17 protein-coding genes are annotated in these 14,736 nt (G+C 72.0%); 16 read left to right on the forward strand and 1 reads right to left on the reverse strand.

The window, feature by feature from the left end:
• Positions 1-12 precede the first annotated feature (12 nt).
• From ABZ928_RS37665 to ABZ928_RS37740, 16 genes are all read left to right on the forward strand, one after another.
• Entirely contained in the window at positions 13-1,146 is a 1,134-nt protein-coding gene (locus ABZ928_RS37665) for an acyl-CoA dehydrogenase family protein (protein WP_361528836.1), read from the forward strand.
• A gap of 103 nt (positions 1,147-1,249) precedes the next feature.
• Positions 1,250-2,038, forward strand: coding sequence for an enoyl-CoA hydratase/isomerase family protein (locus tag ABZ928_RS37670; protein WP_361528838.1), 789 nt, complete (start codon positions 1,250-1,252; stop codon positions 2,036-2,038).
• Positions 2,023-2,394, forward strand: coding sequence for an OB-fold domain-containing protein (locus ABZ928_RS37675; RefSeq protein WP_361528840.1), 372 nt, complete (start codon positions 2,023-2,025; stop codon positions 2,392-2,394). Before ABZ928_RS37670 ends, ABZ928_RS37675 begins: the two co-directional genes overlap by 16 nt.
• On the forward strand, positions 2,391-3,539 hold the full coding sequence (locus tag ABZ928_RS37680; RefSeq protein WP_361528842.1) for a thiolase family protein: 1,149 nt from the start codon (positions 2,391-2,393) through the stop codon (positions 3,537-3,539). Before ABZ928_RS37675 ends, ABZ928_RS37680 begins: the two co-directional genes overlap by 4 nt.
• A 10-nt stretch (positions 3,540-3,549) precedes the next feature.
• Positions 3,550-4,761: an acyl-CoA dehydrogenase family protein gene (locus ABZ928_RS37685; RefSeq protein WP_361528844.1), complete on the forward strand. Its 1,212-nt coding sequence runs from the start codon at positions 3,550-3,552 to the stop codon at positions 4,759-4,761.
• Entirely contained in the window at positions 4,758-5,717 is a 960-nt protein-coding gene (locus ABZ928_RS37690) for a phosphotransferase family protein (RefSeq protein ID WP_361528846.1), read from the forward strand. The genes ABZ928_RS37685 and ABZ928_RS37690 overlap by 4 nt, the downstream gene beginning before the upstream one ends.
• Before the next feature lie 12 nt (positions 5,718-5,729).
• Positions 5,730-6,944: an acyl-CoA dehydrogenase family protein gene (locus ABZ928_RS37695; protein WP_361528848.1), complete on the forward strand. Its 1,215-nt coding sequence runs from the start codon at positions 5,730-5,732 to the stop codon at positions 6,942-6,944.
• On the forward strand, positions 6,941-7,717 hold the full coding sequence (locus ABZ928_RS37700; protein WP_361528850.1) for an SDR family oxidoreductase: 777 nt from the start codon (positions 6,941-6,943) through the stop codon (positions 7,715-7,717). Before ABZ928_RS37695 ends, ABZ928_RS37700 begins: the two co-directional genes overlap by 4 nt.
• The gene (locus tag ABZ928_RS37705) at positions 7,714-8,484 is read left to right on the forward strand and encodes an SDR family oxidoreductase (RefSeq protein WP_361528852.1); all 771 of its coding nucleotides are present in this window, start codon (positions 7,714-7,716) and stop codon (positions 8,482-8,484) included. The genes ABZ928_RS37700 and ABZ928_RS37705 overlap by 4 nt, the downstream gene beginning before the upstream one ends.
• The gene (locus ABZ928_RS37710; protein WP_361528854.1) at positions 8,481-9,314 is read left to right on the forward strand and encodes an enoyl-CoA hydratase-related protein; all 834 of its coding nucleotides are present in this window, start codon (positions 8,481-8,483) and stop codon (positions 9,312-9,314) included. The genes ABZ928_RS37705 and ABZ928_RS37710 overlap by 4 nt, the downstream gene beginning before the upstream one ends.
• 147 nt (positions 9,315-9,461) lie before the next feature.
• Positions 9,462-10,088: a TetR/AcrR family transcriptional regulator gene (locus tag ABZ928_RS37715; protein WP_361528856.1), complete on the forward strand. Its 627-nt coding sequence runs from the start codon at positions 9,462-9,464 to the stop codon at positions 10,086-10,088.
• A 102-nt stretch (positions 10,089-10,190) separates the two neighbouring features.
• Positions 10,191-10,541 carry a nuclear transport factor 2 family protein gene (locus tag ABZ928_RS37720; protein WP_361528858.1) on the forward strand — a complete coding sequence of 117 codons (351 nt, stop codon included), beginning with the start codon at positions 10,191-10,193 and terminating at the stop codon, positions 10,539-10,541.
• Positions 10,538-10,918, forward strand: coding sequence for a hypothetical protein (locus ABZ928_RS37725; RefSeq protein WP_361528860.1), 381 nt, complete (start codon positions 10,538-10,540; stop codon positions 10,916-10,918). The genes ABZ928_RS37720 and ABZ928_RS37725 overlap by 4 nt, the downstream gene beginning before the upstream one ends.
• Before the next feature lie 30 nt (positions 10,919-10,948).
• A complete protein-coding gene (locus ABZ928_RS37730; RefSeq protein WP_361528862.1) occupies positions 10,949-11,269 on the forward strand; it encodes an EthD family reductase in 321 nt (106 codons plus the stop codon).
• Between the two features lie 46 nt (positions 11,270-11,315).
• Positions 11,316-12,890, forward strand: a complete 1,575-nt coding sequence (locus ABZ928_RS37735; protein WP_361528864.1) for a class I adenylate-forming enzyme family protein — start codon at positions 11,316-11,318, stop codon at positions 12,888-12,890.
• A complete protein-coding gene (locus tag ABZ928_RS37740; RefSeq protein WP_361528866.1) occupies positions 12,887-13,939 on the forward strand; it encodes an MBL fold metallo-hydrolase in 1,053 nt (350 codons plus the stop codon). The genes ABZ928_RS37735 and ABZ928_RS37740 overlap by 4 nt, the downstream gene beginning before the upstream one ends.
• Before the next feature lie 16 nt (positions 13,940-13,955).
• Here the strand turns inward: ABZ928_RS37740 and ABZ928_RS37745 are convergent, their stop codons facing one another.
• Complete coding sequence (locus tag ABZ928_RS37745; RefSeq protein ID WP_361528868.1) at positions 13,956-14,705, reverse strand: glucose 1-dehydrogenase; 750 nt, start codon at positions 14,703-14,705, stop codon at positions 13,956-13,958.
• Positions 14,706-14,736 lie beyond the last annotated feature (31 nt).

Consider the following 14,736-nt stretch of genomic DNA (forward strand, 5'->3'; position numbering starts at 1 on the left):
AGGGAGGATCCGATGTTCCGGCTTGAGGCCGATCCCGTACTGCCGGCGGAGACGGATGAGCGGCGGCAACTACGCGCTGTCCTGAGGGAGTTGCTCGCCGAGTCGTGCGGGAGCGAAGCGGTTCGCGAGCAAGCCGAGAGCCCTCGCGGACACGACCCGGTGCTCTGGAACCGGCTCGCCCGTGAGATCGGGGTGCATGGGCTGGCCGTTCCTGAGGAGTACGGCGGCGCCGGGTACACCTTCGCCGAACTCGCCGTGGCGCTGGAGGAGACCGGGCGGGTGCTGTGTCCCGCGCCCTTGCTGAGTACGGTCGTACTCACCGGGCACGCCCTGGCGGGCAGCGGTGACCAAGAGGCCTGCGCACGTTGGCTCCCGGACATCGCAGGAGGTGCGCGCACGGCGACCGTCGCCGGGTGTCTGCATCCGGCGGACGTGAGGGCCGAGCGTGGCCCCAGCGGCTGGCTGCTGCGGGGGGAAGCCGACTTCGTGCCCGATGGAGAGGGGTCCGATCTGCTCCTGGTCATGGCCCGGGCGCCGGACGGGCAGCGGGTGTTCGCCTGCGAGCCCGACCCGGCGACCTGTGACCGTACCGCCCGTCGGGTCCTCGACCCCACGCGCCGCCAGGCGCGCATCCGCTTCCGGGCGGCGCAGGCCGAACCGGTCGGCGAGGCCGGGCAGGCCCCGGAGATCGCCGATGAAGTTCTCGACGCGGGGCGGGTGGCTCTGGCCGCCGAGCATGTGGGCGGCGCCGCGCACGCCCTGGACGCCGTCCTCGACCACGTGTCGCGGCGAACCCAGTTCGGGCGCGCCATCGGCTCCTTCCAGGCGGTGAAGCACCGGTTGGCCGATCTGCTCGTCGTGGTCGAGGGCGCACGGTCCGCCTCGGCGTACGCGAGCGCCTGCCTTGCCGGAGGCGCGCCGGAACTGCCCGTGGCCGCGAGCGTGGCGGCGGTCGTGTGCACCGGCGCCTACCGCCTCGCCACCACCGAGTACGTGCAACTGCACGGCGGAATCGGCTTCACCTGGGAGCACCCCGCCCATCTCTATCTGCGCCGCGCACGGGCCGACGAGGCACTGTTCGGTACCGGCGACGACCACCGCCTCCGGCTGGCCGGCCTGCTCGGCCTCAGCGGTCGTACCGGCTGATCACGCGCCGCGGACGAGAAGCGGCCACCCTTCGCTTTCCATTGACACGGGCATCCGACCGCCCACAGAATCGAACTCAATTCAGTTCAGTTTGGAGGAGCTCATGGCAGTCGAGGACGAGATCCAGTTCGAGCGGGACGGGAATGTGGCGCGGGTCTGGCTCAACCGCCCGCACAAGAAGAACTGCGTGACCGTGCCGATCCTCAACCGGCTGGACGAGATCATCACCGAGGTCGACGCGGACCCCGAGCTGCGCGTGCTGGTGCTGCGCGGGCGCGGCAACACCTTCTGCTCCGGGTTCGACCTGGACAGCCTCAAGGCCGACTTCGTCGGCAGGTCCAACGCGATCGACGTCGCCGTGCTCTCGGCGAAGGTCTGCGACCGGCTCTACTCGATGAAGACGCCGTCCATCGCCGTCCTCGAAGGCCATGTCACCGCGGGCGGCTTCGAGTTGATGATCTCCTGCGACTTCGCGATCGCCGCGGACGACGCCCTGATCGGCGACTTCCACATCCGCCGCGCCCTGTTCGGCGGCGCCGGACCCATCTACCGGGTGCCGCGCATGATCGGCGTCCGCAAGACCAAGGAGCTGATGCTCACCGGCAAGCTGCTCACCGGGGTCGAGGCCGCCGAGTTCGGCCTCATCAATTCCTCGGCGCCCGCGGACAAACTCGACGCCACGGTCGAGGAGTTCGCCGACCAGCTCACCGACAAGAGCCCGTTCACCATGTGGATCACCAAGATGACCATCGACCGGAGCCTGGACGCCGACATCCAGTCCCTGATGGTCATGGAGCACCTCGCGGTCGGCGTGATGCTCAACTCCGAGGACGCGGCGGAAGGCGTGGCGGCGTTCCTGGAGAAGCGGGAGCCGCAGTGGAAGGGCCGCTGAGCACGGTGCCGGAGACCGGGGGCCGGCTGCGCGGCTCCCGGTGCGCCGACTGCGCGGTGGCCGTCTACCCCGCCGACCCGGCCTGCCCGCGCTGCGGGGGACCGGCCGAGCCGGTCGTGCTCTCCGGCACCGGCACCCTGTGGACCTGGACCGTGCAGCGGTACGCGCCCAAGTCACCGCCCTACGTCCCGCCCGCCACCGGATTCGCACCGTTCACCGTCGGATACGTCGAACTCGCCGAGGGTGTACGGGTGTTGGCCGTCCTCGACGTCCGGCCCGAGGACGCGGAGATCGGCATGCCGCTCACGATCACGGCGGGGGACGGCGTGCCGAGGGCCACGGGAGCCGCCGTATGAGCGGCGAGGACGTGCTGGTCTGCGGCGCCGGGATCACCTCTTTCGCCCGTACGGAGGTGAGCGGCCGGCAGCTGGCGGTGCAGGCCGTGCGGTCCGCGCTCGCCGATGCCGGACTGCCCTGGTCCCGGGTGCGGGCCGCCTACGGAGGCAGCGATGCGGCCGGGAACGCCGACACGCTGGTCGCCGAACTCGGCCTGACCGGTGTGCCGTTCACCAACGTCCGCAACGGCTGCGCGACCGGCGGCAGCGCGCTGGTGTCGGCGGTCAACGCCATCCGGTCCGGCGCGGCGGACGTGGCCCTCGCCGTCGGGTTCGACAAGCACCCGCGCGGCGCCTTCGATCCGCGGCCCGCCGACTGGGGGCTCGACGAGGCGTACGGCCGCGAAGGGCTGATGGTGACCACCCAGTTCTTCGCCCTGAAGATCCAGCGCTATATGCACGACCACGGCATCAGCCCCCGCACCCTCGCCCTGGTAGCCGAGAAGGCGTACGCCAACGGCGTGCTCACCCCGCACGCCTGGCGCCGCAAACCGCTCGACGCGGACGAGATCCTGGCGTCCGGCATGGTCAACGACCCCCTGACCAGGTACATGTTCTGCTCACCCGGCCAGGGCGCGGTCGCCCTGATCCTGTGCAACCGCGCGGTGGCCCGTTCGCTCGGCGGAACGCCGGTCACCCTGCGGGCCGCCGTCGTACGGACCCGGCGGTTCGGCTCCTTCGAGGTGTTCAGCCCCTGGGCACCGCCCGGGACGCCGACCAGCGTGAGCGCCGACGCCGCCCAATATGCCTTCGAGGAGGCCGGGTTGGGGCCGGGGGACATCGACGTGTGCCAGTTGCAGGACACCGAGAGTGGCGCCGAGGTGATGCACCTGGCCGAGTGCGGGTTCTGCGAACACGGCGAGCAGGAGTCCCTCATCCCCTTCGGGGCGACCCGGATCGACGGCTCGCTGCCGGTCAACACCGACGGCGGGTGCATCGCCAACGGCGAACCCATCGGCGCCTCCGGCCTGCGACAGGTCCATGAGGTCGTCCAGCAGTTGCGCGGCAGGGCGGGCGAACGGCAGGTGCCGGACGGTCCGTCCACCGGCTTCACCCACGTCTACGGGGCACCGGGCGTCAGCGCCTGCACCGTGCTGACCCGCTGAGAGGAGGAGCATGGACGGCATACCCGACCCGGACGAGTTCCGCGCCGAGGCCCGACGCTGGCTGAAGAGCGTGGCCACGGCCCGTCCCGCCCATCAGGAGTGGGGCAGCGGCGACGACTCGGTGGCCGTCTTCGAGAACTGGACGGAGACCGAGGAGCACACGCACACCGATCGGACCAGGGACTGGGAGCGCCTCCGCTACGACCACGGCTGGGGCGCCCTCGCCTGGCCGCCCGAGTACGGGGGACGTGAACTGCCCCCTTACTACGAGCAGTTGTACCGCTCCGAGGAATCCGCCTTCGACGTGCCACGGCGCACCGAGATCTTCCCGGTCACCCAGCAACTCGTCGCCCCCGCCCTGCGCATCTGGGGGACCGAGGAGCAGAGGCGGCGCCTGCTGCGCCCCCTGCTCCGCACCGACGAACTCGCCTGCCAGCTGTTCTCGGAGACGGAAGCGGGTTCGGATCTCGCCGCCGTCCGCACCCGGGCCGTACGGGAGGGCGATGGCTGGACGCTGCGCGGCCACAAGATCTGGACGTCCGGCGCCCGGGTCGCCACCTGGGGCGTCGCCGTGTGCCGCACGGACCCGGAGGTGCCGAAGCACGCGGGCATCACGGTCTTCCTGGTCCGGATGGACGCGCCGGGCGTCACCGTACGGCCCATCCGGCAGATGACCGGCGGCTCCAGCTTCAACGAGGTCTATCTGGACGACGTGTTCGTCCCGGACACCGACCGGCTCGGCCCCGTCGGCGAGGGCTGGCGGGTCACCCTGACCGTGCTCGCCGCGGAGCGCCTCGACTCCGGCGGCCTCGGCCTGGACAACGCCGACCGCGCCCTCGACCTCGCCCGGCACCTGCCCCGCCCCCTCACGGACGGCGAACGGCAGCAGGCGGCCGACCTGTTCACCCGCGCCCTCGTCCAGCGGCTCACCGCACTGCGGGTCACCTCGGCCCTGGCGGCAGGCCGCGAACCCGGCGCCGAGGCTTCGGTCGGCAAACTCCACGCCACCGCGACCATGCGCGCCACCACTGACCTCGTCCAGCAACTCCTCGGACCGCGCCTCGCCGCCGACACGGGGGACTGGGGCACGTTCGCCTGGACCGAGCACCTCCTCGGCGCCCCCGGCTACCGCATCGCCGGCGGCAGCGACGAGATCCAGCGCACCATCCTCGCCGAGCGGGTGCTGGGGCTGCCCAAAGAGCCGAAAGGAGCGGGGAGTTGAGTACGACGACCGCCGTGGACGACCTCGCGCGACGGGTACGTGAGCAATTGGCCGAACTCCGCCTCGGCGACCTGCGCACCCTGCCCGGAGGGCACTCCGGGCTCACCTACTCGGTCTCCGCCGGGCCGGTGTCGTACGTCGTGAAGGCGGTGCCGCCGGGACAGCGCCCCGTCGGCCGCAACGACGTGCTGCGCCAGGCCCGGATACTGCGGCTGCTCGCCGGATCCCCGGTTCCCGTGCCCGGTGTCGTGGCCGTCGACGAGAGCGAACCGGCCTGGTTCGCCATGGAGTTCGTCGACGGTGAGGCCATCGAGCCGGTCCTGGACGACCACCGGCTCGCACCGGGACTGTGCCGCACGCGGATGCTGGCGCTGGCCGACGTACTGCGGGATCTGCACGACCTGGGGGCGGAGACGTCCGAGCCGTCCGTAGATCCCGCGGGCGAGCTGGAACGCTGGTCCCGCACCATGCGAGCGGTGCCCGGCGAACTGCGCCCGGGCTCCGATGAGTTGCTCGGCCTTCTGGCTTCCCAGGTGCCGGGAGGCGTCCAACCCGTGCTGACCCACGGCGACTTCCGTCTCGGCAACGTCCTGTGCCGGGGCGACCGGCCGGCCGCCGTCGTGGACTGGGAGATCTGGGCCGTCGGCGACCCCCGCATCGATCTCGCCTGGTTCCTCCTCTTCGCCGACCACCGGAACTTCCCCCGGGTGGGCCGTGTCGTGCCCGGCCTGCCCGGTGAGGAAGAGCTGCTCACGGCCTATCTCGACGGCCGTCCCGGGCCCCCGGACTTCAGCTGGTTCCGGGCCCTCGCCCGCACCAAGATGGCCGCGATCATGGGCCACAACCTGCGACGGCACCGCGAGGGCAGACACCACGACCCCGACCAGGAGCGGCTGCCGCCGACCATCGCGGCGATGATCCGCACGGCCCGCGACATCCTCGACCGACGGTCCTGAAGGAGCGCCCCCATGGACTTCGCACTCTCCCCGAAGGCCGATGAACTCCGCTCGCGCATGGCCGCGTTCATGGACGAGTACGTCCTGCCCGCCGAGCCCGTCCACGACCGGCAACTCGCCGAGGGCGACGACCCTCACGAACTCCCGCCGGTGATGCGCGAGTTGAAGGAGAAGGCGCGCGCCGAAGGGCTCTGGAACCTCTTCCTCGCCCACGGCGACTGGGGCGCGGGCCTCACCAACCTGGAGTACGCGCCCCTCGCCGAGCTGGCCGGCCGGTCGGTGATCGGACCGGAGGTCTTCAACTGCTCCGCCCCCGACACCGGCAACATGGAACTCCTCGCCCTCTTCGGCACCCCCGAACAGCAGGACCGCTGGCTGCGTCCCCTGCTGGCCGCCGAGATCCGGTCCTGCTTCGCCATGACCGAGCCCGAGGTGGCCAGCTCCGACGCCCGCAACATCCGCACCCGGATCACCCGCGACGGCGACGACTACGTCGTCAACGGCCACAAGTGGTACACGTCCGGGATCCTCGACCCCGACTGCCGGCTGATCATCCTGATGGGGGTCACCGACCCGGACGCGCAGTCCTACCGGCAGCAGAGCATGCTGCTCATCCCGCGCGACACCCCCGGCGTCACCGTGCTGCGCGATCTGCCGATGTTCGGCTACACCGACCGCTGCGGCCACGGAGACGTGCTCTTCGAGGCCGTACGGGTACCGGTGTCCGCGCTGCTGGGCGGCGAGGGGGAGGGATTCGCCCTGGCGCAGGGGCGATTGGGTCCTGGACGGATGCACTACGCGATGCGCGCGGTCGGATTCGCCGAACGGGCACTGGAGTTGATGTGCCGCCGGACCCTGACCCGGACCGCTTTCGGAGGCCGGCTCGCCGAACAGGGCGTCGTGCGGGAGTGGATCGCCCGCAGCCGCATCGAGATCGAGCAACTGCGCCTGCTCGTCCTCAAGTCGGCCTGGCTCATGGACACCTCGGGCAACGCGGCCGCCCGTACCGAGGTGGCAGCGATCAAGGTGGCCGCGTTGGAGGTCGCCCACCGGGTCGTCGACCGGGCGGTCCAGGCGCACGGGGCGGCGGGGGTCAGCGACGACACCGTACTGGCGCGGCTGTACGCCATCACCCGGGCGCTGCGGATCGCGGACGGCCCCGACGAGGTGCATCTGCGGACGGTCGCCCGGCGTGAACTGGCCAAGTATCCCGAGGAGTCGGAGTGAACGGACATGAACTGGAGGGACGGGTCGCCGTGATCACCGGCGGCTCGCGGGGCATCGGCCTGGGGATCGCCAAGGCCTATCGCGAAGCCGGCGCTCATGTGGTGATCGCCGCCCGGAAACCCGACGGACTGGCCGCGGCACGCGCCGAGTTGCTCCGCGTCAAGGGCGACGGTGAGGTCCACGAGGTCGTCGCCAACGCCGGGGAACCCGAGGACGCCGAGCGCTGCGTCACGGAGACCGTCGACCGCTTCGGCCGCCTCGACATCCTGGTCAACAACGCGGCCACCAACCCCTACATGGGCGACCTCCTCGACCTCGACCTGCCGCGCGCGGAGAAGACCGTACGGGTCAACCAGTACGGCATGGTCGCCTGGACCCGGTGTGCCTGGCGGGCGGGGATGGGCGAGCACGGGGGAGCGGTCGTCAACATCGCCTCCGTCGGCGGACTGATCGTCGACCCCCACATCGGCTGGTACAACGCCACCAAGGCCGCCATGCTCCACCTGACCCGGCAGCTCGCCTACGAACTCGGCCCCCGGGCACGGGTGAACGCCATCGCCCCCGGGCTGATCAAGACCGAGCTCGCCCGCGCCGTATGGGAGCCGAGGGAACCGATCCTCACCGCGAAGCTGCCCCTGCGCAGACTCGGGACCGTGCAGGACGTGGCGCACGCGGCAGTCTTCCTGGCGTCCGGGGCGTCCTCCTGGATGACGGGCCAGACCCTGGTCCTGGACGGCGGGGCGACCGTGCTGCCGATCGGGGTGGAGGGATGACCCCGGCGGCGGAGCTGTTCTCGCTGCGCGGGCGGACCGCCGTGGTCACCGGCGCCTCGTCCGGGCTCGGCGCCAGGTTCACCACGGTCCTGGCGGCAGCCGGCGCCCATGTCCTCGCCGCCGCCCGACGGCTGGACAGGCTCAAGGAACTCGCCCACGAGGATCCGCTCATCCATCCCGTCGGCTGCGATGTCTCGCGCGAGGAGGACCGGGTGCGGCTGATGGAGACGGCGCTCGACGAGACCGGGCGGATCGACGTCCTCGTCAACAACGCCGGTGCGCCCGGCGCCGTAAGGGCCGAGGACGAGAGCGCCGACGACTTCGCGGACGTACTGGCCGTGAACCTCGTGGCCCCCTTCCACCTCGCACGACTGCTCGCCGAGGCACCGGCGGCCGAGGCCGGTCCCCCGCGGTCGGTCGTCAACGTCTCGTCCGTCCTGGGGCTGGTCTCCACGGCCCCGCTGGGCGGCGCGGCCTACGCCGCGTCCAAGGCCGGGCTCATCGGGCTGACCCGGGAACTGGCCGGGCAGTGGGGGAGGAGCGGGGTACGGGTCAACGCGCTCGCGCCCGGATGGTTCCGCTCGGAGATGACCGACGGGTTGTTCTCCGACGAGCGCTCCCGGCGCTGGGTCGAGCGCGGCACCATGCTGGGACGCGGGGGCGAGCAGGGGGAACTCGACGGGGCGCTGCTCTATCTGGCCTCGGACGCGTCCTCGTACTGCACCGGTCAGGTGCTCACCGTGGACGGCGGGTGGACGGCGCGATGAGGGTCACGGTGGAGGTCGACGGCGACGGCCTGGCGCGGGTCGAGATGTGCCGGGGAGCCGGCAACGCGATCGACCTGGCGATGGCCCGGGCGCTGCTGGACGCGGCGCGGGAGTGCGAGAAGGCACGGGCACGGGCGGTGCTGCTCACCGGGCGGGGGCGGTCCTTCTGCGTCGGCGGCGATCTCAAGGAGTTCTCCGCACTGCGGGGGCAGGGCCTGTCCGGGCATCTCACCGATGTCACCGACGCGCTCCACGGGGCGCTGCGGATCCTGAACGGGCTGGACGCCCCGCTGGTCGTCGCCGTGCAGGGGGCCGTCGCGGGGGCGGGGCTGGGGCTGGTGGCGGCGGCCGACGTGAGTGTCGCGGCGAGTGACGCCGGGTTCACGGCCGCGTACACCGCGATCGGGTACACGCCGGACGCGGGGGTGAGCTGGTCGCTGCCCCGGCTCGTCGGGCCGCGGCGGGCGGTCGACCTGCTGCTGACCAATCGGCGCGTCCCGGCCGCCGAGGCACTGGGGATGGGTCTGGTGAGCCGGGTGGTCGCCCCGGAGCGGCTGAACGAGGAGGCCGTACGGGTGGCGGGCGCGCTGGCGCGCGGAGCCACGGGGGCGTACGGCGTGACACGGCGGCTGGTCGGGCAGGCGCTGTGCGCCGGTCTGGACGAGCACCTCGACGCGGAGGCCCGGCACCTGGCCGCCGCCGCGGTGTCGGGGGAGGGAAGGGAGGGCGTGGCGGCGTTTCTCGTGGGGCGCCGGCCCGACTTCGTGAGGTCGCGGTCCGCGGGTCACGGGGGCGCGGGTCCCGAGGCCGTACCGCCCGGTTCCTCGTGACCCGCGCGCTCACGGTCCCGGCGCCCCGCGACCGGACCGCACGCGACCGATCCGTCCGGTCCTCGATTCGTACCCGACTTGAACTTGGGTCTACTCTCGGACGGCCGGGCGGTGATCGGTACCGCCCGTGGAGGAGAGGGAGAGACGATGGCGAGGGCGCGGATCGTGGATCCGGAGGAGGGGCCCAGGTCGAAGCGGGGCGCGATCCTCGTGGCCGCGGTGGAGCGGTTCGGGGAGGACGGCTACGAGAACACCAAGTGGTCGGAGGTGGCCGACCGGGTCGGTATCGGGCAGACCGCGCTGTACCACTACTTCGAGTCGAAGGCCCACTGTCTGCTCACCATCATGCGACTGGAACTCCAGCGCTCCCACGACCAGTTCGTCGAGGCCACGGCCGACGAGACGGAACCGGTGGAGGAACTGCGCGCGGCCGTCCGGTCCGCCTTCGCGGTCACCGAGCAGGAGATCCGCCAGATGCGCATCCTTCAGGCCAACATGTCGCTGCTCGCCACCCCGCGGAAGTCCAAGCGCGAGGAGACCGAACGCGTCGCGGCCCGCCAGCTGGTCCAGATGGTCGAGCGGGACTGGACGAACCTGCTGATGCGGGGCATGTCGAAGGGCGCCTTCCCGGTCCGTGACGCGCACACCCTGGGTCTCGCCGTGCTCGGCATGATCGTCAGTGTCTGGCGCTGGTACCGCCCGACCGGGGCGATTCCGCTGGACGAGATCAGCGAGCTGATCGAGGGGTCCGTGGTGCGGATGGTCGCGGAATAGCCTGCGCCCCGCCCCTTGTCGGGGGCGGGGCGGCCGTCTTACAGTCAAACTGAACTGAACTCAGCTTGATAGTCGGGTCGACCGCAAGGAGAGCGATCAGCGATGGTGCTTCGCGACTACATGGCCCGGATGGACGGCCAGGACCCGGAGAAGGCCCTGGACCTGGTGGAGCCCGATTTCCGTTTCCTCATCGCGCTGCCCGGCGGACAGCGCGCCGGGACCTCGCGTGCGGAGTTCGCCGCGTACATAGCCGGACGCCAGGCGGTGGACCGTACCCACGAGATCCAGCGGTACGCGGTCGACGGCGACGTCGAGACGGCGTACGGCTTCGTCGTCGAGAAGGGGGTGACCACGGGGGCGTTCCTGTCCGCCGTGCAGGTCTCGCCGCGCGGACTGATGGCCCGCTACCAGTCGTTCTTCACGCCCGACTTCGACCTCGTGGACCGGCCGTGAGCGCGCCCGCCACGTCCGCCGCCCCGTTCCTGACCACCTGGTTCGGCATCCTGGACGGCGACGACGCCCACCGGATCCTCGACCTGATCAGCGACGACTTCTCCTTCTCCATCCTGTTCTCCACCGGCGGCGACGCCGGCACCGACTTCCACGGCGGCCGGCCCGAACTGGAGGGCTACCTCGCCCAGCGCGAGGTGGGCGTGCGCACCCACCACCCGCTCACCGCGTCCGCCGTCGGCCGGGACGAGCTGTATCTCGGCGAGGTGCGCAGGTCGGGCCTGCCGGAGGCGACGTTCGTGGCCTCGGCCCGACTCGACGACGACGGGCGGGTACGGCGGCTGCTGATCGGGCGTTCGCCCGCGGTCCTGTTCACCTGAGCGGCGGACCCGTCCGCCCGAGGAGGCGCGATGTACAACCTCGTCCTGCTGGCCGCCCGGCCGCCCGAGTGGACCCATGAACGGTTCATCGACTGGTGGCGCGGCGAGCACGCCGAACTCACCCGGCACCTGCCCGGGCTCCGTTCCTGGCGGCACACCGACATCGACGCGGCCCTCGAACCGCGCTCGGAGGGCTGGGACGGCGTGTCCGTCCTGAGCTTCGACACCGCCGACGACCTGCGCAAGGCACTGGCCAGCCCCGAGTGGGCGGCGGCCGTCGCCCAGGTCGGCGACATGCGCGGCCGCCGGATCGCCGTCATGGGCGGCGAGATGGAGATGTACGCGGACTGAGCGCACCGGGGCGTGGAGCCCCTCTGGCGAAGAGGAGAGGGAGTGGATGCGACAGACAGTGCGGGAGTTCTGCGACCGGTCCGAACAGGCCGACTTCACAGCCGTCGTCGACGACCACGGACACCACGGCGCACGTGATCTCCTGCGGCGGGCGACCGAGCTGGCCGACGTCATGACCCCGGGCGGCATGCCGGGTGGCACCGTGCTCCTCCAGGCCGACAACTCGTGGCGCACGCTCGCGGCGACCCTCGCGGTGGGGCTGACCGGAGGGGTGCTGGCCCTGGTCAACCGGCACACGACACGCGCCGAGTTCACCGCCGCCATCGAGGACATCCGGCCGGACGTCCTGATCGCGGAACCCTCGGCGATCGAGGAGTGGGGCGGCGGGCAGGCCCTCCCGGACGCGCTGGAGTCCGAGGCCCTCGATGGCTGGACGATCCGCGCGGGCCGCGGTCCGCGCGATGTCTCCCGCTGGTCCGGCGGCACCCTCATCGGTCTCACCTCCGGCTCCACGGGCCGGCCCAAGGGGGTCGTCCAGTCCGAGAGTGCCCTGCGGTACGCGTGCTCCCGCACGATCGACGTGAACGGGCTGCGCGCCGGGGACGCGGTGGCCGCCGTGGTCCCGCTCTCCTCCACCGCCGCCTACTGCTTCGGCGTCTGCCTCTCGCTCATGCTGGGCGGACCGCTCGTCCTGTCCGGCCGCTGGGACCGGGAGGAGGCGCTCGCGCGGATGGCCGCCCATGACGTCCGGTGGACCATGTGCGTGCCGACCATGGCGCTCCAGATGGGCTCCGCCGCCGCCGGCTCCAAGGCCCTCCACGGGGTCCGCTCGATCACCGTCGGCGGCGGCCCGATGGACCGGGGAGCGCTCGCCCGTGCCGAACGCTCGCTCGGGACGAGGATCCTGCGGGTCTTCGGCATGTCGGAGTGCCTCGGGCACACCTCGCCCCGGCCCGACGACCCCGAGGAGATCCGCCTCGGCCGCGACGGACGGCCCTTCCCCGGCACCGATCTCAGGGCCGTCGCCCCTGACGGCACCGTCCTGGGCCCCGGGGTGACCGGCCGTGCCCAGGTCCGCGGCCCCTCCCTCTTCCTCGGCTACGCCCGCGACGGCAAGGTCGAGCCGCCGGTCCTCACCCCGGACGGCTACTTCCCCACCGGCGACCTGCTGGTGACCGGCGAGGACGGCACGGTCACCGTCATGGGCCGGGAGAAGGACGTCATCATCCGCGGCGGCCGCAACCTGGACATCACCGAGATCGAACGCGCCGTCGCCGCCCATCCGTCCGTCGCCCGCGCCTGCGTGGCCCCCGTCCCGGATCCGCTGCTCGGCGAACGCGCCGCCGTGCTCGTCGTGGTCGAGGACGGCAGCGGCGCACTCGGCCTCGACGAGATCACCGCGCATCTCGCCGACACCGGCCTGTCCAAGGCCAAGTGGCCCGAATTCGCCTTCACCGTGGGCGAGTTGCCTCAGACCACCGTCGGCAAGCTCGACCGGTCGGGCGCCCGCAGGCTCGCCCACGACCTGCACGCGGAGCTCATCGCACCCCCCGAACCACACCGGCAGCAGCCGGAACAGCGCGGGCGACACCCCGAACAGCACCGGCAAGGAGACGCATGACCGCCCCCACGTCCCGCACCACCCGATTCGACCGTGGCCGCTGGGCGCAGGGCGGACCCGAGACCGTACGGCCCGGGGTCCACCGCATTCCGCTCCCGCTGCCGGACGACGGGCTGCGGGCCGTCAACGTCTACGCCCTGGAGGGGCTGACGGAGGGGCTGGTCCTGATCGACGGCGGCTGGTCGATCCCCGAGTCCCGCAAGGCACTTGAGGACGCTCTGGCCGAACTCGGCCACGACCTCGGCGAGATCAGCCATGTCCTGGTGACCCACATCCACCGCGACCACTACACCCAGGCTGTCGAACTGCGCAGGCTGCTGGGCTCCCGCGTCTACCTCGGCGCGGGGGAGCGGCGCGGTCTGGAACTGCTGGGCGAACTGCGCACCGACGAGCCGGTCGGCTCGCTGGCGACCCTGCGCCGGGCCGGGGCCCACGAACTCGCCGAGCGCGTCGCCGCGATGTACGACGGCGACTTCGACCCCACGGTCTGGGAGGCGCCGGACCGCTGGCTGCGCGCGGAGGAACTCCGCTTCGGGGACGCGCGGTTGACGGTCGTCCCGACCCCCGGCCACACCCAGGGGCATGTCGTCTACCTCGACCAGGCGCGGGGACTGCTCTTCTCCGGGGACCACGTCCTCCCGCACATCACCCCGTCCATCGGCTTCGAACTCGGCGGCCCCGCCCTGCCATTGGGCGACTACCTCGACTCGCTCCACCTGATGACCACGCTTGCCGACGCACGCCTGCTGCCCGCGCACGGCCCCGTCGGCGACAGTGTCCACGCCCGGGTCGGGGAGCTGCTGACCCACCACGACGACCGCCTCGCGGAGACACTGGCCGCCCTGGGAGGACGCACCCGCACCGCGTACGAGGTCGCGGGGGAGCTGGGGTGGACCCGGCGCAAGGTGCCCTTCGCGGACCTCGGGGCCTTCGACCGGATGCTCGCCGTCAATGAGACGGCGGCGCACCTGGATGTCCTGGTGGCCCGCGGACGGGCCGGCCGCACGGAGGCCGACGGGGTCAACCGGTACACGGCCCAGGCAGGTTAGCCACCGCGGCTGGGACTCAGCGGGCCGTCCAGCCTCCGTCGACGTAGAGCTCGGACCCGGTCATGAAGCTCGCGTCGTCGGAGGCGAGGAAGGCCACGGCGGCCGCCACCTCCTCGGGCGTACCGAGCCGGCCGAGCGGCGTTCCCTCGACCATCGACGTCAACCGGGGTGTGTCGCGCCACAGTTCGCGCGACCGAGGCGTCTCGATGAAACCGGGATGCAGGGAGTTCACCCGCACCCCGCGCGTCGCCCAGTGCAACGCGGCATTCTTGGTCATCAGCCGTACGGCGCCCTTGGCGGCGTGGTACGAGAACTGGGCGCCGAACCCGCCGACCGTGCCGAAGATCGACGCGACGTTGACGATCGAACCGCCACCGGCACGCTCGATGGACGGGCCGGCGTGCTTCATACCGAGCCACACACCGGTCTGGGTCACGCCGAGGACCCGCTCCCAGGAGTCCATGGTCTCGGTCTCGACCGTGTGCATGGTGGCGATACCGGCGTTGTTGACCAGCACGGACAGCTCGCCCAGCGTCGCGGTCGCCGCCGCCACGACCTCGCGCCACGCCGACTCGTCCGAGACGTCAAGGGCCAGCCCCAGGGCACCGCCCCCGACCTCCCCGGCGAGCTTCTCGCAGCGATCGGCGTCCAGGTCGGTCACCACGACCGCCGCGCCCTCGGCCGCGAGCCGCCGCACCACGGCGTCACCGATGCCTCCCGTGGCACCGGTCACCAACACGGCCTTCCCGGCCAGCCTCGACTCCATCGGTTTCTCCTCACCTCGCCGCTTCGCCCGT

The organism is Streptomyces sp. NPDC046909 (assembly GCF_040644695.1).
Taxonomy (GTDB): domain Bacteria; phylum Actinomycetota; class Actinomycetes; order Streptomycetales; family Streptomycetaceae; genus Streptomyces.

Excerpts from the sequence above, each read along its gene's own strand:
- ABZ928_RS37730 (WP_361528862.1), top strand. The coding sequence starts at position 10,949 with ATGTACAACCTCGTCCTGCTGGCCGCCCGGCCGCCCGAGTGGACCCAT.
- ABZ928_RS37720 (WP_361528858.1), top strand. The coding sequence starts at position 10,191 with ATGGTGCTTCGCGACTACATGGCCCGGATGGACGGCCAGGACCCGGAG.
- ABZ928_RS37710 (WP_361528854.1), top strand. The coding sequence starts at position 8,481 with ATGAGGGTCACGGTGGAGGTCGACGGCGACGGCCTGGCGCGGGTCGAG.
- ABZ928_RS37685 (WP_361528844.1), top strand. The coding sequence starts at position 3,550 with ATGGACGGCATACCCGACCCGGACGAGTTCCGCGCCGAGGCCCGACGC.
- ABZ928_RS37665 (WP_361528836.1), top strand. The coding sequence starts at position 13 with ATGTTCCGGCTTGAGGCCGATCCCGTACTGCCGGCGGAGACGGATGAG.
- ABZ928_RS37680 (WP_361528842.1), top strand. The coding sequence starts at position 2,391 with ATGAGCGGCGAGGACGTGCTGGTCTGCGGCGCCGGGATCACCTCTTTC.
- ABZ928_RS37745 (WP_361528868.1), bottom strand. The coding sequence starts at position 14,705 with ATGGAGTCGAGGCTGGCCGGGAAGGCCGTGTTGGTGACCGGTGCCACG.
- ABZ928_RS37670 (WP_361528838.1), top strand. The coding sequence starts at position 1,250 with ATGGCAGTCGAGGACGAGATCCAGTTCGAGCGGGACGGGAATGTGGCG.
- ABZ928_RS37735 (WP_361528864.1), top strand. The coding sequence starts at position 11,316 with ATGCGACAGACAGTGCGGGAGTTCTGCGACCGGTCCGAACAGGCCGAC.
- ABZ928_RS37695 (WP_361528848.1), top strand. The coding sequence starts at position 5,730 with ATGGACTTCGCACTCTCCCCGAAGGCCGATGAACTCCGCTCGCGCATG.
- ABZ928_RS37740 (WP_361528866.1), top strand. The coding sequence starts at position 12,887 with ATGACCGCCCCCACGTCCCGCACCACCCGATTCGACCGTGGCCGCTGG.
- ABZ928_RS37715 (WP_361528856.1), top strand. The coding sequence starts at position 9,462 with ATGGCGAGGGCGCGGATCGTGGATCCGGAGGAGGGGCCCAGGTCGAAG.
- ABZ928_RS37705 (WP_361528852.1), top strand. The coding sequence starts at position 7,714 with ATGACCCCGGCGGCGGAGCTGTTCTCGCTGCGCGGGCGGACCGCCGTG.